The 21,998-nt window shown below is 69.6% G+C and carries 21 protein-coding genes and 1 tRNA gene; 10 read left to right on the top strand and 12 right to left on the bottom strand.

All coding sequences use genetic code 11. From position 1 onward, the window contains the following. Positions 1 to 121 precede the first annotated feature (121 nt). Positions 122 to 265, top strand: coding sequence for a hypothetical protein (locus AC3A5Z_RS04230; RefSeq protein ID WP_487518124.1), 144 nt, complete (start codon positions 122 to 124; stop codon positions 263 to 265). Here the strand turns inward: AC3A5Z_RS04230 and AC3A5Z_RS04225 are convergent. The 6 genes from AC3A5Z_RS04225 to AC3A5Z_RS04200 form a co-directional block, all read right to left on the bottom strand. After that, entirely contained in the window at positions 262 to 1,302 is a 1,041-nt protein-coding gene (locus AC3A5Z_RS04225) for a glycosyltransferase family 4 protein (RefSeq protein WP_487518123.1), read from the bottom strand. The two genes, AC3A5Z_RS04230 and AC3A5Z_RS04225, sit on opposite strands and share 4 nt — an antisense overlap. Further along, entirely contained in the window at positions 1,299 to 2,837 is a 1,539-nt protein-coding gene (locus AC3A5Z_RS04220) for an ABC transporter permease (protein ID WP_487518122.1), read from the bottom strand. The genes AC3A5Z_RS04225 and AC3A5Z_RS04220 overlap by 4 nt, the downstream gene beginning before the upstream one ends. Further along, the gene (locus AC3A5Z_RS04215) at positions 2,834 to 3,631 is read right to left on the bottom strand and encodes an ABC transporter ATP-binding protein (protein WP_487518121.1); all 798 of its coding nucleotides are present in this window, start codon (positions 3,629 to 3,631) and stop codon (positions 2,834 to 2,836) included. The genes AC3A5Z_RS04220 and AC3A5Z_RS04215 overlap by 4 nt, the downstream gene beginning before the upstream one ends. Then, a complete protein-coding gene (locus tag AC3A5Z_RS04210) occupies positions 3,621 to 4,610 on the bottom strand; it encodes an ABC transporter substrate-binding protein (RefSeq protein ID WP_487518120.1) in 990 nt (329 codons plus the stop codon). Before AC3A5Z_RS04210 ends, AC3A5Z_RS04215 begins: the two co-directional genes overlap by 11 nt. A gap of 64 nt (positions 4,611 to 4,674) precedes the next feature. Beyond that, the gene (locus AC3A5Z_RS04205; RefSeq protein WP_487518119.1) at positions 4,675 to 6,237 is read right to left on the bottom strand and encodes a sulfatase; all 1,563 of its coding nucleotides are present in this window, start codon (positions 6,235 to 6,237) and stop codon (positions 4,675 to 4,677) included. Continuing rightward, positions 6,234 to 6,983, bottom strand: a complete 750-nt coding sequence (locus AC3A5Z_RS04200; protein WP_487518118.1) for a CDP-alcohol phosphatidyltransferase family protein — start codon at positions 6,981 to 6,983, stop codon at positions 6,234 to 6,236. The genes AC3A5Z_RS04205 and AC3A5Z_RS04200 overlap by 4 nt, the downstream gene beginning before the upstream one ends. A gap of 162 nt (positions 6,984 to 7,145) precedes the next feature. Here AC3A5Z_RS04200 and AC3A5Z_RS04195 point away from each other — a divergent pair, with 162 nt between their 5' ends. Further along, complete coding sequence (locus AC3A5Z_RS04195) at positions 7,146 to 7,682, top strand: cytochrome b (RefSeq protein WP_487518117.1); 537 nt, start codon at positions 7,146 to 7,148, stop codon at positions 7,680 to 7,682. Here the strand turns inward: AC3A5Z_RS04195 and AC3A5Z_RS04190 are convergent. Then, the gene (locus AC3A5Z_RS04190) at positions 7,679 to 8,023 is read right to left on the bottom strand and encodes a DoxX family protein (RefSeq protein ID WP_487518116.1); all 345 of its coding nucleotides are present in this window, start codon (positions 8,021 to 8,023) and stop codon (positions 7,679 to 7,681) included. The two genes, AC3A5Z_RS04195 and AC3A5Z_RS04190, sit on opposite strands and share 4 nt — an antisense overlap. A gap of 179 nt (positions 8,024 to 8,202) precedes the next feature. Here AC3A5Z_RS04190 and AC3A5Z_RS04185 point away from each other — a divergent pair, with 179 nt between their 5' ends. Beyond that, positions 8,203 to 10,065: an ABC transporter ATP-binding protein gene (locus AC3A5Z_RS04185; protein ID WP_487518115.1), complete on the top strand. Its 1,863-nt coding sequence runs from the start codon at positions 8,203 to 8,205 to the stop codon at positions 10,063 to 10,065. A 55-nt stretch (positions 10,066 to 10,120) separates the two neighbouring features. Here the strand turns inward: AC3A5Z_RS04185 and AC3A5Z_RS04180 are convergent, their stop codons facing one another. From AC3A5Z_RS04180 to AC3A5Z_RS04165, 4 genes are all read right to left on the bottom strand, one after another. After that, positions 10,121 to 10,318, bottom strand: coding sequence for a hypothetical protein (locus AC3A5Z_RS04180; protein WP_487518114.1), 198 nt, complete (start codon positions 10,316 to 10,318; stop codon positions 10,121 to 10,123). A 101-nt stretch (positions 10,319 to 10,419) separates the two neighbouring features. After that, positions 10,420 to 11,139 carry a DUF1194 domain-containing protein gene (locus tag AC3A5Z_RS04175; RefSeq protein WP_487518113.1) on the bottom strand — a complete coding sequence of 240 codons (720 nt, stop codon included), beginning with the start codon at positions 11,137 to 11,139 and terminating at the stop codon, positions 10,420 to 10,422. An 88-nt stretch (positions 11,140 to 11,227) separates the two neighbouring features. Next, positions 11,228 to 12,226, bottom strand: coding sequence for a 2-hydroxyacid dehydrogenase (locus AC3A5Z_RS04170; RefSeq protein ID WP_487518112.1), 999 nt, complete (start codon positions 12,224 to 12,226; stop codon positions 11,228 to 11,230). Positions 12,227 to 12,351: 125 nt separating this feature from the next. Next, a complete protein-coding gene (locus AC3A5Z_RS04165; RefSeq protein ID WP_487518111.1) occupies positions 12,352 to 13,794 on the bottom strand; it encodes a sensor domain-containing diguanylate cyclase in 1,443 nt (480 codons plus the stop codon). Positions 13,795 to 14,045: 251 nt separating this feature from the next. Here AC3A5Z_RS04165 and AC3A5Z_RS04160 point away from each other — a divergent pair, with 251 nt between their 5' ends. Continuing rightward, positions 14,046 to 14,879, top strand: a complete 834-nt coding sequence (locus AC3A5Z_RS04160) for a propanediol utilization protein (RefSeq protein WP_487518110.1) — start codon at positions 14,046 to 14,048, stop codon at positions 14,877 to 14,879. On the opposite strand, the gene AC3A5Z_RS04155 is transcribed toward AC3A5Z_RS04160, so the two are convergent. After that, positions 14,876 to 16,321, bottom strand: a complete 1,446-nt coding sequence (locus tag AC3A5Z_RS04155) for a cobyric acid synthase (RefSeq protein ID WP_487518109.1) — start codon at positions 16,319 to 16,321, stop codon at positions 14,876 to 14,878. The genes AC3A5Z_RS04160 and AC3A5Z_RS04155 overlap by 4 nt on opposite strands. 399 nt (positions 16,322 to 16,720) lie before the next feature. On the opposite strand from AC3A5Z_RS04155, the gene ugpB reads away from it, so the two are divergent. The 6 genes from ugpB to AC3A5Z_RS04125 all read left to right on the top strand — a co-directional run bounded on the left by ugpB (position 16,721) and on the right by AC3A5Z_RS04125 (position 21,958). Beyond that, entirely contained in the window at positions 16,721 to 18,025 is a 1,305-nt protein-coding gene (gene ugpB, locus AC3A5Z_RS04150) for a sn-glycerol-3-phosphate ABC transporter substrate-binding protein UgpB (RefSeq protein ID WP_487518108.1), read from the top strand. A 40-nt stretch (positions 18,026 to 18,065) separates the two neighbouring features. Further along, positions 18,066 to 18,947 (top strand): sn-glycerol-3-phosphate ABC transporter permease UgpA, encoded by an 882-nt coding sequence (gene ugpA, locus AC3A5Z_RS04145; RefSeq protein WP_136793630.1) that lies wholly within the window; start codon positions 18,066 to 18,068, stop codon positions 18,945 to 18,947. Beyond that, the gene (ugpE, locus tag AC3A5Z_RS04140) at positions 18,940 to 19,803 is read left to right on the top strand and encodes a sn-glycerol-3-phosphate ABC transporter permease UgpE (protein ID WP_107663976.1); all 864 of its coding nucleotides are present in this window, start codon (positions 18,940 to 18,942) and stop codon (positions 19,801 to 19,803) included. The genes ugpA and ugpE overlap by 8 nt, the downstream gene beginning before the upstream one ends. Then, on the top strand, positions 19,803 to 20,900 hold the full coding sequence (locus AC3A5Z_RS04135) for a sn-glycerol-3-phosphate import ATP-binding protein UgpC (RefSeq protein WP_487518107.1): 1,098 nt from the start codon (positions 19,803 to 19,805) through the stop codon (positions 20,898 to 20,900). The genes ugpE and AC3A5Z_RS04135 overlap by 1 nt, the downstream gene beginning before the upstream one ends. A gap of 85 nt (positions 20,901 to 20,985) precedes the next feature. Beyond that, positions 20,986 to 21,777, top strand: a complete 792-nt coding sequence (locus tag AC3A5Z_RS04130; protein ID WP_487518106.1) for a lytic murein transglycosylase — start codon at positions 20,986 to 20,988, stop codon at positions 21,775 to 21,777. Between the two features lie 106 nt (positions 21,778 to 21,883). Continuing rightward, positions 21,884 to 21,958: transfer RNA gene (locus AC3A5Z_RS04125), tRNA-Glu, on the top strand. Positions 21,959 to 21,998: the final 40 nt, after the last annotated feature.

Genomic DNA, 21,998 nt, shown 5'->3' with positions numbered 1-21,998 from the left:
CTTTTGCTCATTCTGAGAGGTTAAAGGTTAACGGTGGAAAGCGGTTCGCGGCGTGATGTAAGGGGCTTGGCAGCGGCCGTTCCGGCCTCTGCCCGCGCTTTGCCGATGAGGGAGGTTCGCCATGCCTGACCATCCCGACCCGCCCTCCCCCGGCCCCGAGGGGCCGCGCGACGAGACGCGCGGCTGGCGCGCGGGCTGGTGGATCCTGCCGGTGGTGCTGGGCGGCGCGGTGGGCTGGGCGCTGATCTTCTGGCTGATGCTCTAGCCGAGGCTGCGGCGCAGCGCCCCGGCCATTATCGCCGCGGTGTCGGCCCAGCTCGGCAGCGCCTGCCCGGCGGCGGTCGCGGCCTTGGCCATGGCGCTGCGGCGGGGCTCGTCGGTCAGCAGGCTGCGCAGGGCGGCGGCGAAGGCTTCGGTGTCGTCGGTGGGCACGAGGATGCCCGCTTCGGGCGGCACGGTGTCGGGGACGGCGCCGCTGGCGCAGGTGACGATCGGCAGGCCGTGCAGCAGCGCCTCGCTGAACACCATGCCGTAGCCCTCGTAGCGGGTGGCCAGCGCGAAGACCGAGGCGCGGCGGAAGCCGTCGCGCAGCGCCGCCTCGCCCAGCGATCCGGTGAAGCGCACCCGCGACGCAAGGCCGAGCGCCACGCTCTGCGTCTCCAGCGCCTCGGCGGTGGCGGGATCGTAGCGCGCGCCGACGATCCACGCCTGCCAGTCGAGATCGCCCAGCCGCGCCAGCGCGTCGAGCAGCATGTCATGGCCCTTGCGCGGCACGAGGATGCCGACGGCGAGGATCAGCGGCGGTTGGTCGGGGGTGCGAACCGGGTCGGGCGCGCCGAAGCCCGGCAGGGCGATGGAGATCTTTTCGGCGGGCACGGCGTAGCGCTCGCGCAGGATGGCGGCGGTGTGCGGGCTCGGCACCACCACCTCGGCGGCGAGCGCCAGATTGTCGGCCTCGCGCCGGTGCAGCAGTGCAGCGCGCTCGGGCGAAAGCCCGGTCTCCAACGCCAGCGGGTGATGGATCATCGCGACGATGGGGGCGCGGACCTGCGCCAGCCCCTCGGTCTCGATGGCGCCGTAGACCAGCCCGTCGAGGATCAGCGGCGCATCGGCAGGCAGGGCGGCGAGCGCGGCGACCGCCTCGGCCATCTCGGGTTCGGTCGGATCGGGGAAGCCCGCGGGCAGTTGCAGATGCGCGACGTCATGCCCGGCCTCGCGCAGCGCCATCAGCAGCGCGCGTTCGTAGATGAACCCGCCGGTGCGGGTCTCGATGTCTCCCGGGATGGCAAAGACGGCTTTCATGTCACCTGCTCGCTGGCATAGCGCGCCAGCACGGCCCGCTCGATACGTTCGATCCCGAGATAGGCCAGAGCCGCCAGCAGCGCCAGCAGGACGGTGGCGCTCCACAGCATGCCATAGGCCGAGGTGGAGGCGGTCAGCGCCATCAGCGCGCCGACGCCGGTGCCGGTGGCGAGCCATTCCGCTGTGGTGGCCGCGAGCAGCGCCGCGGGCACCGCCATGCGGGCGGCGGCGAAGAAGGCGGGCAGCATGGCGGGCAGTTGCGCATGGATCAGCCGCCGCACCGGGCTCGCGGCATAGCTGTCGAACAGCTCGCCCACCTGCGCCGGGGTCTGGCGCATGCCCTGCAGGCAGGCGACCAGCGTCGGGAAGAAGATCATCACCGCGACGATGGTGATGGTGCCGGTCGCCCCCCGCCCCAGCGCCAGCACCAGAAGCGGAGCGGTGGTGACGATGGGGATGGAGCGCAGCGCGATGGCGGCGGGCAGCAGCAGCTGCGCCGTGCGCGGCCAGAGCACGACCCCCGCCGCCAGCGCCGCGCCGAGCAGGAGCCCGGCGAGATAGCCCGGCAGGGCGAAGGCCAGCGTCTCCGCCAGCGCTGCCCCGAGCGTGGCGCGATGCGCGGCGGCGTCGGGAGCGGTGACGAGGAAGGCCCAGACATCCCAGGGACGCTTGGCGAAGAAGGGGCTGAGGCCGAAGCCCTCCATCGCGAGGGTCCAGAGCGCCAGCACCGCCAGCGCCACCAGCCCGGCGGTGACGAGCGGCCTGCCCTGCCGCGCTTGCCTCGGCGGCGACAGCAGCAGCGCGGGCGGGATCTGCAGCCGCTGGGCCAGCGCGCCGATCCCGGCATAGGCGGCGACCGAGACCGAGGCCGCGACCAGCGCCAAGGCCCAGGTGCCGGGCGCGTCGAGGCCGCGCATGGTTCGGATCACCAGCACGCCGAGGCCGCGCTCGGCCCCGGTGAACTCGCCCACCAGCGCGCCGAGAAGTGCTGCGGGAGCGGCGATCTGCAGCCCCGCCATGAGATAGGGCAGCGCGGCGCGGGCGCGGACCTGCAGCAGCTCCTGTCCCGGGCCGCGGCCATAGCTGCGCACCAGATCGAACCATGCGGCAGGGGCGGCGCGCAGACCGACGAGCAACGCGAGATAGGTGGTGTAGTAGACGGCGAGGGCCGCCAGCGTGACCTGCGGGCCGATGCCGGGGCCGTAGAGCACGCGCAGGATCGGGCCGGTCGCCACCAGCGGCAGGCAGAAGCAGAGGAGCGCCAGCGCCGAGATCACCCGCTCCGCCCGTGGCAGGAGGAGTGCTGCGAGGGCAAGGATGGCGGCGGCGAGGTTGCCGAGGAGGAAGCCGAGCGCCGCCTCGCCCAGCGTCACCGCGAGGGCGCGGCTGACCAACCCGGCGTTGCGCCAGAGCCAGAGCAGCACTTCGAGCGGGCCGGCCAGCAGGAAGGAGCCTGCGAGCGCGAGGGCCGCGGCCTGCCAGAGCGCCAGCGCCAGCAGGAGGCCCCAGGGCAGGCGCGGCAGTTGGGCAGTCATTGCGCCGCCAGAGGCCGCGCCGCAGGCTCGCTTTCGGCCAGCGAGGCCGAGATCTGGTCGACCAGATCGAGAAACCGGGCCTCCCGCACCATCCCGGCCCGGCGCGGCTGCGGCAGGTCGATGGCGATATCGGCCAGCACGGTGGCCGGGCGGGGCGAGAAGACCACCACACGGTCGGAGAGCAGCACGGCCTCGCTGACCGAATGGGTGACGAGGATCGCCGTCGTCCCCCGTTCCTGCCAGAGCCGCGGCAGGTCGAGGTTCAGCCGGAGCCGGGTCTGTTCGTCGACCGAGCCGAAGGGTTCGTCGAGCAGCAGAAGCCCCGGCTCGGTCACCAGACAGCGGGCGATGGCGGCGCGCTGGCGCATGCCGCCGGAAAGCTCGGCCGGGCGGCGCTGCTCGAAACCTTCGAGGCCGACCAGCGCGATCAGCCGCTGCACCGCCTCGGGGTCGGCGCGGCGGCGGGCGAGGGTCAGGGCGAGGCCGATGTTGCCGGCGACGCTGCGCCAGGGCAGCAGTGCGGCCTCCTGGAAGGCCATGGCGAGGCCGGCGCGGCGGCGCAGCTGCAAGGGCGTCTCGCCGCCAATACGCACCTCGCCCGCGGTCGGCTCCTCCAGCCCGGCGATCATGCGCAGGACGGTGGACTTGCCGCAGCCGGAGGGGCCGAGCAGCGCCGTGGTGCGACCCGCCGCGAAGGTCAGGTCGAGCGGGCGGACCGCCTCGACCGGAGCGCCCGCGTCATAGGTCTTGGCCAGCCCGCGACAGGCGACCTCCGGCGGCAGGTCAGCCGCCATGGGCTTCCTCGAGCAGCGAGCGGTCCCAGAGATCGGGCGTCACCTCGCGCCCCAGAAGGGCCAGCGTGCGGATATTGGCGGCCACGGTGTCTTCGGTGAACCAGCCGAAGCCGCGCGCCTCGGTCAGGTCGGAGAACATCAGCTGAAGCTGGCGTTCGGCCTGCAGCTCCTGCGTCGGCAGGTCGAGGCCGGCGTCGGGGAATTTCGCCATCGTGAGGGCGGCGGCGGCCTTGGTGTCCTGACGGTAATCCTCCCAGCCGCGCGCCTCGCCCTTCAGCAGCGCGATCAGGTCGGCGCGGCGGTTGGCGATGCTGTCGTCGGTGGCGATGTAGGTCTGCGAATGCAGCGCATAGCCGTGGTCGGCCATCAGCATCGTCTCGGCCTCGATCCCCTGGATCTGCATCGCCACCGGCAGGTCGGTGGCCCAGCAGAGCAGGCAATCCACCTGCCCCGCCACCAGCGGCGCCGCGTCATACTGGGTCGGCACGATCTCGATCGCGTTGATGTCGACATCGTTCAGCGTGCAGAGCGCCTGCAGCACCGGGGTGTTGGCCAGCGCCATGCCGATCTTCTTGCCCGCGAGGTCGGCGGGGCTCAGCACCGGGTTCTTGGGCAGCGAGGCGATGGCGAAGGGGTTCTTCTGCATCGCCACGCCGATGATGCGGAAGGGCGCGCCCTCGGCCACCGCCGCCGCGGTGTAATCGGCGGCCGAGATGCCGACCAGCGCCTGCCCCGCCACCACCGGCGGCTCGACCGGGGCGTTGGGGCCGCCGGGGTTCAGCGCCACCTCCAGCCCCTCGTCGCGCCAGTAGCCGCGCTCCTGCGCGATGTAGCTGCCGGCGAATTGCACCGAATGCAGCCAGGAGAGCTGCATCGCCACCGCGGTCTGGGCCCGGGCGGGCCAGCCGAGGGCGGCGCCGCCGAGCCCCGCCAGACCGAGCCCGAGAACGCCGCGACGTGATGGCCGATAGTTCTGCATCCGCTTTCCCCCCGTTTCATTGGAAGATTAGGGCAATGCCCCCTCCGGGCAAGCCTAGACTGGCTCAGCCCGGGGCTGCGGGGCTTACGGCGTCGAGAAAGCGGTCGCGGAAGCTTTCCATCGGCCAGGCGGCGAGGTCGGCGTCGGGGACGAAGCCGGGGGTCCAGCCCCAGCCGTCGAACAGCGCCAGAACCTCGGGCGGGCCGATCAGATGCACCGGCACGTCGCGGCTCGTGCCTTGCGCCACGAAGGGCGCGGGCTGGTGGTCGCCGAGCACGATCGTCAAGGGCAGCCGCGCCCGGGGCCGCGCCGCGTCGGCGGTTACTGCCTGCAGCGCATAGTCGATCGAGCGGCGGTAGGCGTCCTGGATCAGGGCGGTGTCGCTCCAGACCGCCTCCGGCGTCTCGCCGCCCTCGACCTGTGCCGCGAAGCCGCTGCCGTCGCCGAGGCTGTCCCAGGGCAGCATCCGGGGCACCGGCACCCAAGGCGCGTGGCTGGAAAGGAGGGTGATCTGGGCGAGGCTCGGCCCCTCGACCGCGGCGAGCAGCCGGTCGGCGGCGGCGAGGGTGAACTGGTCGGGCACCGTCACCCAGTCGAAGGCGGGGCCACGATAGCCGAGATCGCCCGCCGCATGGATGCGTCCGAAGCCGAGGCGCTGACCCTCGGGCCAGTCGCGGGTGATGCCGGGCGCCACGGCCACAGTGCGATAGCCCGCCTCGCGCGCCAGATGGAACAGCGTCCGGCGCGGGCTGGCGAGCATGGCGCCGTAGCGGCTCTGCCCGTCGATCCTGAGGCCCGAGGCCAGAGTGCCATGCGCGAGCCAGCTCTGCCCGCCCGAGATCGGCGAGGTGAGCCAGCCCGAACGCACCGCGAGCCCCGCCTGCAGCAGCGGGCCCTCGGCGCCGCGCAGCGTGGCGAGATGGGTCTCGGCATAGGCGGGCACGTCGAAGCTGGCGCGGCCATAGCTTTCGACGAAGACGATCCGCACATCGCGCCCGCCGAGCCGCCCGAAGAGGCTGTCGCGCCCGGTATACGGATCCTGCTCTGCCGCCAGCTCGAAACGGGCGAGGTCGTCGAGGGTGCGGCGCACGGCCTCGACCCGCTCCAGCGCCAGCCGCGTGGTGAAGGCGGCGCCCGGCAGCTGCACCGCGCGCAGCCCGTCGGCCATGGCGAGCCCGGCGAAGACCAGCGCCACCGCCCCGGCCCAGCGCAGGCCGAAGCCGGTCCAGACCCCGGTCGCCCACCAGAGCGCCGCGATCAGCGCGCCGAGGATCACCGCGCCGCCGAAGGCCGCCAGCACGGCGAGACCGACGCCCAGCGCGCCGCGCCCGAGCTCCCAACCAGAGAGGATCAGCGGCAGGTCGGTCACCAGATCGAAGGGCCGCCCGAAGGCGCTGAACATCGCCAGATCGGCGGCCTTCAGCACGGCGCCCGCGACCAGCAGCGTCACCAGCACCGCCCGCAGCACCCGGCCCCGGCCGCTGACCGCCATCAGCGCCAGCAGGATCACCGGCAGCTCCAGCGGGAAGAACCCAAGCGCGCCGAGCGTCATGGCGCCGGGGTGGTTCGGCTGGATCAGCACCAGATCCAGCACCAGCGCACCGAGGAGAAGCGACAGCGCCCTCATCGCCGCGCCGCCAGCCAGCGGATGTCGCGGGCAAAAGACCAGATCAGCGCCACGCTCGCGACGGCCGCGAGGATCTGCGACAGGGGTGGGCCGACGAAAGGCACGAGGAGCAGGATCAGCACGGCGATCTGCAGCACGCAGACGGCCTTGCGCGAGAACCGCTCCGGCAGGGCGCCGCCGAGCCACGGCAGGGCGAGCTGCGCCAGAACGAACGCATAGCGGATGGCGCCGAGCACCAGCACCCACGGCCCGGCCTTGTCGAGCCGGAGCACCAGCACGGCGAGAAGGAGCGCGAAGGCGGCATCGACCTCCATGTCGAAGCGCGCGCCGAAGCCGGAGACCAGCCCGCTGCGACGCGCCAGCCAGCCGTCGAGCCCGTCGAGCGCGAGCGCCAGAAGCGCGAGGCCGATCACGGCGGCATCAAACGCGTCCGATGCCATCATGCCCGGAGCAAGGATCGGCATCAGCAGCGCCGAGGCCAGCGCCGCGCGCAGCTGGGTCACGGCGTTGCAGGCGCCAAGGCGTTCGTGCGGGTAGCTGCGCGACAGGAAGACCGCGCCCAGCGCCACGCTGGCGGTGAAAAGTAGCAGCGCCGCGGCGATCACTGGGGCGGCAGCGGGGGTCCAGGCCCCGAGGCGCCAGAGGAGGGCAAGATGCCCGACCCCGAGCAGCAGGAACAGGGGGACGGCCCGTTGGCCCGGGCGGGCGGCGGAAGGGCCGAGCGCGCTGTCTGGTGGGTGCGTCATCCGGGTTGGTCTAGCCCCGCCCTTCCGGCTGTCAAGAAAACTGTCCGTCAGCCGCGCTGCCGGATTTCGGGCGGCCGGGCACCAGTCTGCCGGAAAAACTTGCGCTGGCGCGAGAGCGCGACTTGCCGCAGACTGGCGGGAAGATCTCGCGAGGGGGGCAGCATGCACGGCAGCTACACCGCGACGGCGCGCTTCCTGCACTGGATCGTGGCGCTGATCGTGCTGGGGATGATCCCGGCGGGCAAGATCATGATTCAGGAGGGATTGGCGCGCGGCCTGCAGGATACGCTGTTCCTGTTCCACAAGAACGCGGGCGTGATCGTGCTTCTGCTGATGATCGTCCGGCTGGTCTGGCGCTGGCTCAATCCGCCGCCGCCCCTGCCCGCCTCGGTGCCCGAATGGCAGGCGCGGGTGGCGCATCTGACGCATGTGCTGCTTTACGGGCTGATCTTCCTGATGGCGATCTCGGGCTATATCCGCGTCGTCGCCGGGGGCTTCCCGCTGGAGCTGCCCGACGCGCTGGGCCTGCCCCGGCTGCTGCCGAAGATGGAAAGCCTCGGCGCTGCGGCGAGCACGGTGCATTACCTGACGCATTACGCGGTGATCGTGCTGATCGCGCTGCATATCGGCGCCGCGCTGTTCCACGGCATCGTGCGGCGCGACGGGGTGTTCTCGCGGATGTGGCCCGGGCGGGGCTAGTCGGGTCGTTGCGAGGCCAGCACCAGAAGCCCGCCGGCGATGGCCCAGTTCTTGACGAAGATGCTGATCTGCCACGGATCGGCGGGGATCAGGTGGAAGAAGCTGGTCGCCATGCAGTAGAGCGCCAGCGCCATGGCCCAGCTCTGGACGGCGGGGCCGGTCACCAGACAGACCGCCGCCACCGCATCGAAGATCGCGGCGGGCCAGACCAGCAGCGGCGGCAGCCCTGCCCCGGTCAGCAGGCCCCGCACCGCCTCGGGATCGACCAGTTTCTGCACCGCCCCCGCGACGAAGAGCGCCGAGATCAGCACCCGCCCCGCCAGATTCAACCCACGTTCCACTCGTCTCTCCTTCGATCCTGATTGCAGCCTGCGGCAGGCCCGAGCGCCGCGCCAGCCCGCCGAAGGGCGCAGCCGCCTCGCTCGACCGGCGGAGCGGGTTTGCCCCCGGCGAAATCCGCTTTCCCCGGTCGGGCGGCGGGTCTACCACTGGCCGTCCCCGCCTCCGCAAGGCCCGCCCGATGTCCAGCACGCCCCGCATACCGCCTCAGCCACCGCAGAGCTTCCGCGCCCGCTGGTCGGCGCTGCGCAACATCGGCCCCTTCCTGCGCATGGTCTGGCGCGCCTCGCCCGCGCTGATGCTGACGAGCCTCGTCCTCAGGCTCATGCGGGCGGTGCTGCCGATCGCGGCGCTGTGGTTCGGCAAGCTGATCATCGACGAGGTGGTGCGGCTGTCGGGGCTCGGGGGGCCGACGACCTTGACCGGCTGGGCCACGGCACCCGAGACGCGGGCGCTGATGCTCTATCTCGCCGCCGAGTTCGGCCTTGCCGTGCTGTCCGATCTTCTGACCCGCAGCAGCGGGCTGATCGATGCGCTGCTGTCGCAGCGGCTGACGATCTCCTCCTCGGTGCGGCTGATGGAACATGCGGCCACGCTGGATCTGGAGGATTTCGAGGATGCCGAGTTCCAGGACCGGCTGGACCGCGCGCGGCGGCAGTCGAGCGGGCGGATGACGCTGATGGGCCAGCTCTTCGGCCAGATGCAGGACATGGTGACGGTGGCGACGCTGGCGGGCGGGCTTCTGGTCTACAACCCCTGGCTCATCGGCCTCCTGATCCTCGCGCTGATCCCGGCCTTCCTCGGCGAGGCGCATTTCAACGCGCAGTCCTACACGCTGGATTTCAACCGCACCCCGGAGCGGCGCGAGCTGGACTATGTTCGTCAGACCGCCGCCAGCGCCGAGACGGCCAAGGAGGTGAAGATCTTCGGGCTGAACCCCTTCCTGACCAACCGCTACCGGGTGCTGTCGGAAAGCTACTACCGCGCCAGCCGCCGGATCGCGCAGAACCGCGCGCTCTGGGGCGCGGGCTTCACCGGGGTCGGCACCATCGGCTATTACCTCGCCTATGCCTGGATCATCGGCAGCACGTTGACCGGCAGGCTGTCGATCGGCGATCTGACCTTCCTCGCGGGGTCGTTCCTGCGGCTGCGCTCGCTCCTGGAAGGGCTTCTCTTCAGCTTCTCCTCCACCGCGGCGCAGGCGCTCTATCTCGACGATCTCTTCGGCTTCTTCGAGGTCAGGCCCGAGATCCTGTCGCCGCCGCACCCGCTGCCGATGCCGCAGCCGATCCGCGAGGGCTTCCGCTTCGAGGATGTGGGCTTCCGCTATCCGGGCGCCGAGCGCTGGGCGGTCAGGCATATGAGCTTCACCCTGAAGGCGGGCGAGACGCTGGCCCTGGTGGGCGAGAACGGCGCCGGCAAGACGACGCTGGTGAAGCTTCTGTGCCGGCTCTACGACCCGGACGAGGGGCGCATCCTTCTGGATGGCCGCGACCTGCGCGACTATGATGTGGAGGCGCTGCGCAGCGCGATGGGCGTGATCTTCCAGGATTTCGTGCGCTACAACCTCACCGCCGCCGACAACATCGCGGTGGGCCGCATCGCCGCGCGCGACGACCGGGCGCGGGTGGAGACGGCGGCCAAGCGCAGCCTCGCCGACCGGGTGATCGAGGGGCTGCCCGCGGGCTATGACCAGATGATCGGCAAGCGCTTCCGCAACGGGGTGGAGCTGTCGGGCGGCGAATGGCAGAAGATCGCCATCGCCCGCGCCTACATGCGCGATGCCGAGGTGCTGATCCTCGACGAGCCGACGGCGGCGCTGGATGCGCGGTCGGAGTTCGAGGTGTTCCAGCGTTTCAAGGATCTCAGTGCGGCCAAGACCGCCGTGCTGATCTCGCACCGCTTTTCCTCCGTGCGGATGGCCGACCGCATTCTGGTGCTGTCGGGAGGCGCGGTCGAGGCGGCGGGCACCCATGCCGAGCTTCTGGCCCAATCGGGCCGCTATGCCGAGCTGTTCGAGCTTCAGGCCGCCGGCTATCGCTGAAGGGTCGGCGCGCGTCCGCTCCGACCCTCCCGCGGGCGATCCGTGACGGCGCCCGTCAGCTGTTCTTGTGGCTCTGCTTGCCGGCGTTCACATGCTGCTCGTGCGTGCCGCCCTGCGTGCCGCGCGAACCGCCGTCGTTCTGGCTCATCTGCTTGCCCGAGGCCTCGCCCTGATGCTGGGTCTTGTGGCTTTGCTGGCCGGCCTTCACATGCTGCTCATGCGTTCCGCCGTGCGAATTGTTGTTGTTTGCCATGATGGTATCTCCAATGCGCCGGTCCTCCTCGACCGACGCTGGATGAACCGGAAAGCCGGGCCGATGTTCCGGCCCGAGGCGTCACGCCGGATCGCATCGGATCACCGGAGCGCGAGGCCCGCCATCTCGAGCGAGGAGATGCGGGCGGGCTCGCCGATCTCGCGCAGGAGCTTGCGCTTCATCGCATCGGCAAAGCCGCGGGTGTCGGCGACCTCGACCACGAAGGAGGTGCTGCCCAGGGCCACCTTGTCGCGGTAATATCCCGCAAGCCCCGCATCCTGCGCGGTGATTGCAAGCCCGTTCACCGTCACCCCCATCCGCTCGGCCCGGGCGCGCGAGGCCGCCAGCGTCACGCGCTGCGACTGGCGGAACAGCGGTGTCTCGCGCCCGTCGCCCGAGACGTTGACGATCCGGCGCGAGGCGCAGTTGCCGGGGTCTTCGAGCAGATCGAGCGCCGCGCCGAGCCCGACGCCGAGGTCGGTGTTGCCGGCAACCGCGCGGCTTTGCCCGGCCAGCCGCGCCGCAAAGCGCTCCGCCGGCGCCGGGCCGTCGACCAGCGCCCAGGACAGCCGCTGGGTGCCATAAGCCGCGTCGCCCCAGATCACCGCCGCCAGCGCCACCCCGCCGACCGCCTGCATCGCCGCCACCACCTCGGGATCGCTCAGCGCGCGGGCGGTGGCGGTGGTCTGAAGGGCGAACTCGACGGGGTCGATGCTGCCCGAAGCGTCGATCGCCAGCACCAGCGCCACATCGGCGCAGGGCATCTCGGCACGGGCGGGCGGGGACAACAAGAGCGCGATGAGCGCGAGGCGGAACAGCATGACTCTCTCCACAGCGGACCATGGCAAAAGGTTAACGCGTCTTGCCACATTTCCGGCGTGAAATCGCCGTCAAATCGCCGTCTTTCGCCTAGCGCGGCGTTGACGAAACCGGGTGCAGCGGCGCGCCCGTCGTCTCGAAGGCGGTGATGTTGCCGATGGTGGTCTCGGCGATGGCGGTCAGCGCCTCGCGGGTGAAGAAGCCCTGATGGCCGGTGATCAGCACGTTGGGGAAGGTCAGGAGCCGGGCGAAGACATCGTCGACGATGGCCCGCGCCGAGAGATCCTCGAAGAAGAGCGCCGCTTCCTCCTCGTAGACGTCGAGACCCAGAGCGCCGATCACCCCGCTCTTCAGCCCGCGGATCACCGCGCTGGCATCGACCACCGCACCGCGGCTGGTGTTGATGATCATCACCCCATGCTTCATCTTGGCGATCGCGGCGTCGTCGATCAGGTGATGCGTCTCGGGGGTCAGCGGGCATTGCAGGCTGATGATGTCGGAGGCGCCGAAGAGCTCGTCCAGCCCGACATAGCGCAGGCCCTCCGCCGCGATCCCGGCATTGGGATAGGGGTCCGAGGCGATCACCTTGCAGCCGATTCCCAGCATGATCCGGGCGAAGACCTGCCCGATCAGCCCGGTGCCGACGATGCCCACCGTCTTGCCCGCCAGATCGAAGCCCAGAAGCCCCTCCAGCGCGAAATTGCCCTCGCGCACCCGGTTGTAGGCGCGATGCGTGTTGCGGTTCAGCGTCAGGATCAGCGCCACGGCATGTTCGGCCACCGCATGCGGCGAATAGGCGGGCACCCGGCCGACGGTGAGCCCGGCAGCCTCGGCGGCCACCAGATCGACATGGTTGAACCCGGCGGAGCGCAGGGCGATGAACTTCGTGCCGGCGGCAGCCAGCGTGGCGATCACCGGGGCCGAGAGATCGTCGTTGACGAAGGCGCAGACCGCCCCTGCCCCATCGGCAAAGCGCGCGGTCTCGTCCGACAGCCGCGCCTCGATGAAGGTCAGCCGGTGCCGCCCGTCATTGGCCTCGGCCAGAAAGCGGCGGTCGTGCGGCTTGGCGCTGAACACGGCAACATCCATCGCGGGTCTCCTTGCGGTCGGGGGCTAAAGCGTAGAGCCGCGCCGCGGGGGCGCGTCAACCCTGCCGCGCCTTCGGGAGTCTTGCGAGTCGCCGAACGCCCGGCATCGCGGCGTTCCGCCGCAGGTCAGACCCCGGCGCGCGACAGATAGTAGTTCCGCTTTTCCTCATACATGCCGAGATCGGCGCGGCGGGCGATGGCCTCCACCGTCTCGCCCACATCGCCCGTCGCCCGCCCGATCGACAGCGAGATCGGCATGGTGGAGTGATACTGGTTGTTCAGCGCCAGAATCCTGAGGATCGTCGTCTCCATCGCCGCCGCCTCGGCCTCGTTGCAGCCGGGCATCACCACGGCGAATTCGTCGCCGCCGATCCGCGCCGCGTGGCAGGCGTTGCCCGCCGCCTCCTTCAGCACCTCGCCCACCCGGCGCAGCAGGTTGTCGCCCGCGTCATGGCCCCAGCTGTCGTTGATCTCCTTGAGCCCGTTCAGGTCGAGTATCACCACCGACACCGGCCGCGTGCCCATCCGTTCCAGCCGGTTCAGCTCGTCGATGTAATAGGCGCGGTTGTTCAGCGTGGTCAGCACGTCGTGGCGGCCGAGGTATTCGAGGTAAGCCTCGGCCTTCTTGCGCGCGGTGATGTCGGTCAGGGCCACCTGCACCAGCGACCAGTCGCCCTCGTGCCCCGGCAGCACCGAGAACTGCATGATGACATGGCGCGGCGTGCCGTCGAGCGCGAAGTTCACCACCTCGCGGTGGTGGAACAGGTTGCCGTTCCACAGCTCGATCAGCTGCTCGCGGAAATGCGCGGCCATCCCGTCGCGGAACACGTCCTGCAGCCGGTGCAGCAGGGTCTGCTTGTCGGGCGCGCCGAACATGTCGAGCGTCGCGCGGTTCACGTTGATCACCCGGATCTCGCTCATGCACTGGCGGACGAATTCGGGATGCACGTCGGTGAAGACCCGCAGATCGACGATGCCGCGCGTCCGCAGCCCCTCGAGCAACTGGCGGATGCGGCTGAAATCCTCGACCCAGAGCGAGACCGGCGAATGTTCGAAGATGCCCTCGGCATAGCGGCGGCTGGAGATCTCGCCCCGCCGCGCCATCTCGCGCCCGGTCTGGTCCTCGATGGTAATCAGCAGCCGCTCCCATGTCCGCTCGTAGCCCGGCAGCACCGCGCCGCGCAGCTGGATGTCGAGCTTGCGCCCGGTGAGCGTGTAGTTCACCGCGTCGCTGGCGAATTCGGTCTTGCCGTCCCAGAGCTGCGCGAGCTCGATCACATGGGTGCGCAGCATCTCGTCGCGGAACACCAGATGCAGGTTCTCAGTCAGATGGCCGAGGTTGTTGGCCTCGAACAGCGTGAGGGTGCGGGCATTGACCTTGAGGATGCGGATCCGGCGCGAACATTCCGCCACGCGGGACGGATCTTCGCGGAAGAAGTCGAGCAGATCCTCGACCCCTTCGGCGCGCCAGCGGTCGAAGAGCTGGCGGACGCCCGAGAAATCCTCGATCCACATGGAGATGGGAGCCAGATCGAAAACGCTGTCACTCGTCTGATCAGAGACCGTCATCTGCATCACGTGCGCCTCTCAGTTTGATAATCTAGACTCATACATCTCCGCTCGGGCAAGTGCGAGGCGGTTTGAGCGCGGCGGCGGCCGATTGCCCGCGTGGTAGCGGCAAATCTGCCATGCGTCGCCCAGCGATCGGGCAGGTGCGCAAGCCTCCGCCAGCCGCCGCGGCGACCGCTTCCACTGCGGTTTGACAGGGCGGGCGGCGCCGACTAAGCCGGGCGGCGACCCCAGACGAAGGATGCGCCCGCATGGCTGCGGTGCCCGGCGACCCGCCAGACGTTCAGGAAGCACGGATTTCCGGCGCGGTCCGCGTGGCCGGGCACTTGGGCGAATTGCTGCAGGGCCGTCTCGGGCCGGAGGGGCCGGTGGTGCTGGTCACCCTGCCCTGCCCGCCGCTTGCTGCCGAGGCCGCGCGGCGCCCGGGGCCGCTGGCGCTGAACCAGACGGCGCCGGTGATGCCGCCGGGGCAGCTCGGCGCCTTCCTGCGGGCCCTCGGCGCGCCCTTGGAAGGCAGCTTCCGGCTGCGGCTGGAGATGCCTCTGGGCGGCGGTGCCGGGGCCTCGACCGCGGCGCGGGTCGCGCTGGCCCATGCGGCGCAGGTGACCGATGCCGCCGTGGTCGCCCGGGCCTGTCTTGCCAGCGAAGGGGCCAGCGATCCCTTGATGTTCCCGGCGCCGGGGCGGCTCCTCTGGGCGTCGCGCGAGGCGCGGGTGCTGGCCGAGCTGCCGCCCTTGCCGGAGATGGAGATTCTCGGCGGTTTCTTCGGCCCGCCGCATCGCACCGACCCCACGGACGGCAATTTCGCCGTGATCGGCGATCTGGTGGCGGATTGGCGGCGCGCGCCCGACCTCGCGACGCTCGCCGCCCTCGCCAGCGCCTCGGCGCGGCGCTGTCTGGCGCAGCGCGGCCCCGCCGACGATCCGACGCCCGCGCTGGCGGCGGCGCTCGGCGCGGCGGGCTTTGCCATCGCGCATACCGGCTCGGCCCGGGCGCTGATCTTCACCCCCGGCGCGGTGCCGCGCGGGGCGGAGGAGCGGCTGGCCGCGGCGGGCTTCCGCCAGATCCTGCGCTACCGGCTCTAGCGGGCCAGCGCGAACAGCGCGTCAATGTCCAAATGCCGCTCCAGATGCGCGGCCAGCGCGTCGAGCACCCGCTCCACCTCGGCGCCATAGCCTGAGCCGGAAGCCTCGGCCCCCAACCCGGCGAGGAAGGCGGCGCGGAAGGCGTCGTCGGTGAACATGCCGTGCAGGTAGCTGCCGGTCACCCGGCCATCGGCGGAGACGGCGCCTTCGGGTCGCCCGTCGATGCGGGCGAAGGGGCGCACGCAATCCGCGCCTTCGGTGCGGCCGATATGGATCTCGTAGCCCTCGAGCCCCAGCCCCGTCGCCTCGTGCCGCGCCGCGGTCCGCGTCAGCCGCTTGTCAGGCGTCATCACCGTGGCGACATCGAGCAGCCCCAGACCCTCGGTCTCGCCCGCCGCGCCCTCGATCCCCTCGGGGTCGGCGACCGAGCGGCCAAGCATCTGATAGCCGCCGCAGATGCCCAGCACATGCCCGCCGCGCCGGTGATGCGCCTTGAGGTCGATGTCCCAGCCCTGCGCGCGGAGGAAGGCCAGATCACCCCGCGTCGACTTGGTGCCGGGCAGGATCACCAGCCGCGCCTCGGCCGGGATCGGCTGGCCCGGGCGCACCATGACCACGGTCAGCCCCGGCTCCTGTTTCAGGGGGTCGAGATCGTCGAAGTTCGCCACGCGCGAAAAGGCGAGCCAGGCCACCGTCACCGCCCCGCCCCGGACGGGCGAGGAGAGATCCAGCGCATCCTCGGCGGGCAGGCGCGACGCCTCAGGGAAGAAGGGCACGACGCCGAAGCCGCGCCAGCCGGTGCGCTCCTCGATGAAGCGGTAGCCGTCGTCGAAGAGCCGCGGATCGCCGCGGAACTTGTTGACGATGAATCCCGCGATCATCGCCCGGTCCTCCGGATCGATCACCGAGGCGGTGCCGACGAGCTGCGCGATCACCCCGCCGCGGTCGATGTCGCCCGCCAGCACCACCGGCACGTCGGCGGCGCGGGAAAAGCCCATGTTGGCGATATCCGAAGCGCGCAGGTTCACCTCGGCAGGCGAGCCCGCGCCCTCGACGATCACCAGATCATGCGCCGCCCTGAGCCGCCCGAAGCTTTCCAGCACCGGCGCGATCAGCGTCTTCTTCGCCGCGAAATAATCCCGCGCCTTCAGCGTGCCGATCCGCTTGCCCTGCACGATCACCTGCGCGCCGACATCGGTCTCGGGCTTCAGGAGCACCGGGTTCATGTCGGTCAGGGGCTCCAGCCCCGCCGCCCGGGCCTGCAGCGCCTGCGCCCGGCCGATCTCGCCCCCATCGGCGGTGACGGCGGCGTTGTTCGACATGTTCTGCGGCTTGAAGGGCGTGACCGACAGCCCGCGCAGCCGCGCCGCGCGGCAGAGCCCCGCCACCAGCAGCGACTTGCCGACATCGGAGCCGGTGCCCTGGATCATCAGCGCGGTCATCGGGCGGTCTCGGTGCGGGGGAAAGGCATCATCTGCGGCTCCGGTTTTTCCGCCTCTCTCTTGCGCCGTTCTGCCCGGCTTGCCAAGCACCCGGCAGGCGGGACCGATCGCCGCTGACCCGGCGCTGGTCCGCTCAAGCCCGAAAGAGAACCGTCGCCGATCGAAAATGCCTGCGATTCGCGCATTTTCGCTCTTGCGAAGCTGCGCGAAGCATTTGATCCTTTCGCCTGACGAGCGCCGAACGCTGCGCAGCCGCAACCGGGAGAGGAGGCCCGGCCTTTGCGCCAGCGTTCGAGGCATCGGTGCCGCCCGGCGGCCTCGGTATCGCACTGCTGTCACATATCGCAGGTAGGTCCGGTCCACACCAAAGAGGCACCTGCAACATTCAGGGAGAAGACCATGATCAGAAAAGATTTCCTCGCCGCGAGCGCCATGTTCCTGGCCCTCCAGGCCGGAGCCGCGGCCGCCCAGACCGAGATCAGCTGGTGGCATGCGATGACCGGCGCGAACAGCGAAGTGGTGGAGAAGATCGCCAGCGATTTCAACGCCAGCCAGTCCGACTACAAGGTGATGCCGGTGTTCAAGGGCACCTATCCCGAAACGCTGAACGCGGGCATCGCCGCCTTCCGCGCCGGTCAGGCCCCCGACATCATCCAGGTCTTCGACGTGGGCACGGGCGTGATGATGGCCGCAGAAGGCGCGATCATGCCGGTGGCCGACGTGCTGTCGATGGGCGGCGCGACCTTCGACAAGTCGAAATACCTGCCGGGCATCGTGGCCTACTACTCCAAGCCCGACGGCACCATGCTGTCCTTCCCCTACAACTCCTCCTCGCCGATCCTCTACTACAACAAGGACATCTTCGAGAAGGCCGGGCTGGACGTGAACACCCCGCCGAAGACCTGGAACGAAGTCTGGGACATGTCGAAGAAGATCAAGGAAAGCGGCGCGGCGGAGTGCGGCTACACCTCGACCTGGCTGACCTGGATCCATCTGGAGAATTTCGCGGCCTGGAACGATGTCTCCTACGCCACGAACGAGAACGGCCTCGCCGACGTGAATGCCGAGCTGAAGATCAACGAGCCGGTCTTCGTCAACCACTTCCAGGCGCTCGCCGATCTGGCCAAGGACGGCACCTTCAAATACGGCGGCCGCACCTCGGAGGCCAAGCAGATCTTCCTCGCCGGCGAATGCGGCATCTTCACCGAGAGCTCGGGCGGTCTGGGCGACATCGTGAAATCGGGCATGAACTACGGCATCGGCCAGATGCCCTATGACACCGACGCGGGCGGCCCGCAGAACACCACCCCGGGCGGCGCGAGCCTCTGGGTGATGGGCGGCAAGTCGGACGAGACCTATGCCGGCGTCGCCTCCTTCTTCGGCTATCTCTCGCAGGTCGAGGTTCAGGAATACCTGCACCAGACCTCGGGCTACCTGCCGGTGACGCTGGAAGCCTATGAGGCGACCAAGGCTTCGGGCTTCTACGACGAGAACCCGGGCCGCGAGGTTCCGATCACCCAGATGATGGGCAAGGAGCCGACCGCCAACTCCAAGGGCGTGCGTCTGGTGAACCTGCCGCAGGTCCGCGACATCCAGAACGAGGAGTTCGAGAAGATGCTCGCCGGCCAGCAAACCGCTCAGGAAGCGCTCGACAACGCGGTGGAGCGCGGCAACGAGGCCATCAAGCAGGCCATCGGCGGCTGAAAAGGCAAGGGCCGCCCGTCTCAGGGCGGCCCATCCCCGGATGAACCGAGCCACATTCCCCCACCGCCTGCTGCCCTGGCTGCTGGTTGCCCCGCAACTCGCGATCTCCTTCGTGTTCTTCTACTGGCCCGCCGTGCAGGCGCTGCGCCAGTCGACGCTGCGCGAGGACGCGTTCGGCTTGAAGACCCAGTTCGTCGGTCTCGCCAACTTCCGCCGGGTGCTCTCCGACCCGGCCTATGTGAATTCCATCCAGGTCACCGCGGTCTTCTCGGTGCTGACCGCCTTCTTCTCGATGGCCATCGCGCTTCTGCTGGCGGTGCAGGCCGAGAAGGTCGTGCGCGGCAAGGGTTTCTACCGGACGCTGATGATCTGGCCCTATGCGGTGGCCCCCGCCATCGCCGGGATGCTCTGGCTCTTCATGTTCAACCCCTCCTTCGGCACGCTGGCCTGGCCGCTGCGCCAGCTGGGGATCAACTGGGACCCGCTCCTGAACGGCAGCCAGGCGATGACGCTGGTGGTCGCCGCGGCGAGCTGGAAGCAGATCAGCTACAATTTCCTGTTCTTCGTCGCCGGCCTGCAGGCCATCCCCCGCTCGCTCTTGGAGGCGGCGGCGATCGACGGCGCGGGCTCGGCCCGGCGGTTCTGGACCATCGTCTTCCCGCTGCTGGCGCCGACGACCTTCTTCCTTCTGGTGGTGAACACGGTCTACGCGCTGTTCGACACCTTCGGCATCATCCATGCCGTCACCGGCGGCGGCCCCGGCAAATCGACCGAAACGCTGGTCTACAAGGTCTACAACGACGGCTTCGTGAACCTGATCCTCGGCGAATCGGCGGCGCAATCGGTGATCCTGATGGTGATCGTCATCAGCCTGACCGCCTTCCAGTTCAAATATGTCGAGCGGAGGGTGCATTATGGCTGAGGGTGAGATGATCGGCGTGAAGACCCGCAGCCGGGTCATCGCGCATTTCCTTCTGGTCATCGGCGTGATCGTCGTGGCCTTCCCGATCTACTACGTGTTCATCGCCTCGACCCATTCGATCCAGACCATCCTGCGCCCGCCCCTGCCGCTGCTGCCCGGGCCGGAGCTGGTGGAGAATTACGGCGACGCCATGACCGGCGGCGTGGGCCGCATCGGCGGCGTGGGCGTCGGGCGGCTCCTCTGGAACACCACGGTCGTCGCCCTCGGCATCGCCTTCGGCAAGATCGTGATCTCGATGGCCTCGGCCTATGCCATCGTCTTCTTTCGCTTCCCGCTGCGCATGGTCTGCTTCTGGCTGATCTTCATCACCCTGATGCTGCCTGTGGAAGTCCGCATCCTGCCGACCTACAAGGTCATGGTCGACCTCAAGCTGATCGACACCTACGCAGGGCTCATCCTGCCGCTGGTCGCCTCGGCCACCGGGACGCTCCTGTTCCGGCAGTTCTTCATGACCATCCCGAACGAGCTGCTCGAGGCTGCCCGCGTCGATGGCGCGGGGCCGTGGCGCTTCTTCAAGGACATCCTGCTGCCGCTGTCCCTGACCAATATCGCCGCGCTCTTCGTGATCCTCTTCATCTACGGCTGGACGCAATATCTCTGGCCGCTCTTGGTCACGAACTCGAACTCGATGAACACCATCGTCATCGCGCTGAAGAAGATGATCTCCTTCGCCGATGCCGACACCCCCTGGAATCTCGTGATGGTCACCTCGATGCTGGCGATCCTGCCGCCGATCCTCGTGGTCGTGCTGATGCAGCGCTGGTTCGTGAAGGGCCTCGTGGAAACGGAGAAGTAATGGCGCGGATCACCCTGACGGACGTTCGGAAAAGCTATTCCGGCATGGAGGTCATCCATGGCGTGTCGATCGACATTGCCGATGAGGAATTCGTGGTCATCGTCGGCCCCTCGGGCTGCGGCAAGTCCACGCTGTTGCGCATGGTGGCGGGGCTGGAGGAGATCACCTCTGGCACCATCGCCATCGACGGCCGCGTGGTGAACGATCTGGAACCCAGGGCGCGCGACATCGCCATGGTGTTCCAGAACTACGCCCTCTACCCGCATATGACCGTGCGCGAGAACATGGCCTACGGCCTGAAGATCTCGGGCATGCCCAAGGCCGAGATCGCCGAGCGGGTGGCGCGCTCGGCCGAGATGCTGGAGCTGCAGCCCTATCTCGACCGCAAGCCCCGCGCGCTCTCGGGCGGGCAGCGGCAGCGGGTGGCGATGGGCCGGGCGCTGGTGCGCGACCCGGCGGCCTTCCTGCTGGACGAGCCGCTGTCGAACCTCGACGCCAAGCTCAGGGTGCAGATGCGGCTGCAGATCAAGGAGCTGCAGCGCCGCGTCGGCACCACCTCGCTCTATGTCACCCACGATCAGGTCGAGGCGATGACCCTGGCCGACCGGCTGATCGTGATGAACGCGGGCGTGGCCGAGCAGATCGACACGCCGATGCGGATCTACGAACGCCCCGCCACCACCTTCGTCGCGGGCTTCATCGGCTCGCCGGCGATGAACATCCTCGCAGCCACCGTCACGTCCGACGGCGCGGGCCTGACCCTGCCCGGCGGCGCGGTGCTGGCCTGCCCGGCTCCGGCCGAGCCCGGCCAGCCGATCCTCTTCGGCATCCGCCCCGAGCATATCCGCGCTGTAACGCAGCCTGGAGGCGTCGGGGCCATCGAGCTGACCGTGCTGGCGGTGGAGACGCTGGGGGCCGACGCCTATGCCCATTGCGCCTTCCCCGGCCATGTCACCTCGGCCGCCGAGGCGATGGTGGTGCGTCTGCCCGGCAATGCCGCGCTGAAGCCGGGCGAGCGGCTGCATGCCGTCTTCGACATCGAGGCCGCGCATTTCTTCGACCCCGCGACCGGGCGGCGGGTCGACCCGCGACGATGACACTCGCGTCAGTTGTGCCGCGCGGCTCTTGCGCGACGCAACGGTCAGCCTAGAGTGGCGTGATTGACCTCAACAGGATCTCACGATGCGCCTTATCCCAGCCCTTTGCCTCGCAGCCCTGCTGCCCTCCGCCGCGCTTGCGGCGCCCTGCGGCGACACCTCCGCCGGATACGAGGCCTGGAAGCCGCAGATGGCGCAGGAGGCCGCCGCGGTCGGCGTCGGGCAGCGCGGCATCGACGCGCTGATGGGCACCAGCTATTCCAAGGCGACGATCTCGGCCGACCGCAACCAGAAGAGCTTCAAATACTCGCTGTCGAAGTTCATGGAGGTGCGCGGCGCCAGCACCATCGTCTCGCAGGGCCGCTCGCGCAAGGCGCGCAACGCCGAGCTCTTCGCCGCGCTGGAACGCGCCTATGGCGTGCCGCCCGGCATCCTCCTCGCGGTGCATGGCATGGAGACCGGCTTCGGCGGCTTCATGGGCGACACCAATGTGGTCTCGGCCATCGCCACCCTGTCCTACGACTGCCGCCGCACCGAGTTCTTCACCGGACACCTCCTCGCCGCGCTGCAGCTGGTCGACCGCGGCACGATCACCACGCAATCGGTCGGGGCCAAGCATGGCGAGGTCGGCCATACCCAGTTCCTGCCGGGCAACGTGCTCGCTTACGGCGTCGACGGCAACGGTGACGGCCGGATCGACCTCTACAACCTGACCGACTCGATGGCCTCGACGGCGAATTTCTTCGCCCAGAAGGGCTGGCGGCCGGGTGCCGGCTATCAGGAGGGCGAGCCGAACTTCGCCGTGATCCGCGAGTGGAACGCCGCCACCGTCTACCAGCAGGCCATCGCCATCATGGCGGCCCAGATCGACCGCTGACCGCCCCTCCCCCGCATGACGGAAACTCTCCCCGTCATGCGACATTCCTGCGTTTTGCCTCTTGCGCGCCGCCGCGCCGCGTTCTAGAACCCGCCACGTCCAGCGTGGCCCGTTCGTCTATCGGTTAGGACACCAGGTTTTCAACCTGGGAAGAGGGGTTCGACTCCCCTACGGGCTGCCACTTTCCCTCACGGAAACAAGACCTTGCCTTCGCCCCCCGC

Source organism: Cereibacter sp. Soil_C_27 (assembly GCF_057657095.1).
The sequence above is the reverse complement of the archived record's forward strand: the minus strand, read 5'-3'. Positions and strand labels throughout refer to the sequence as shown.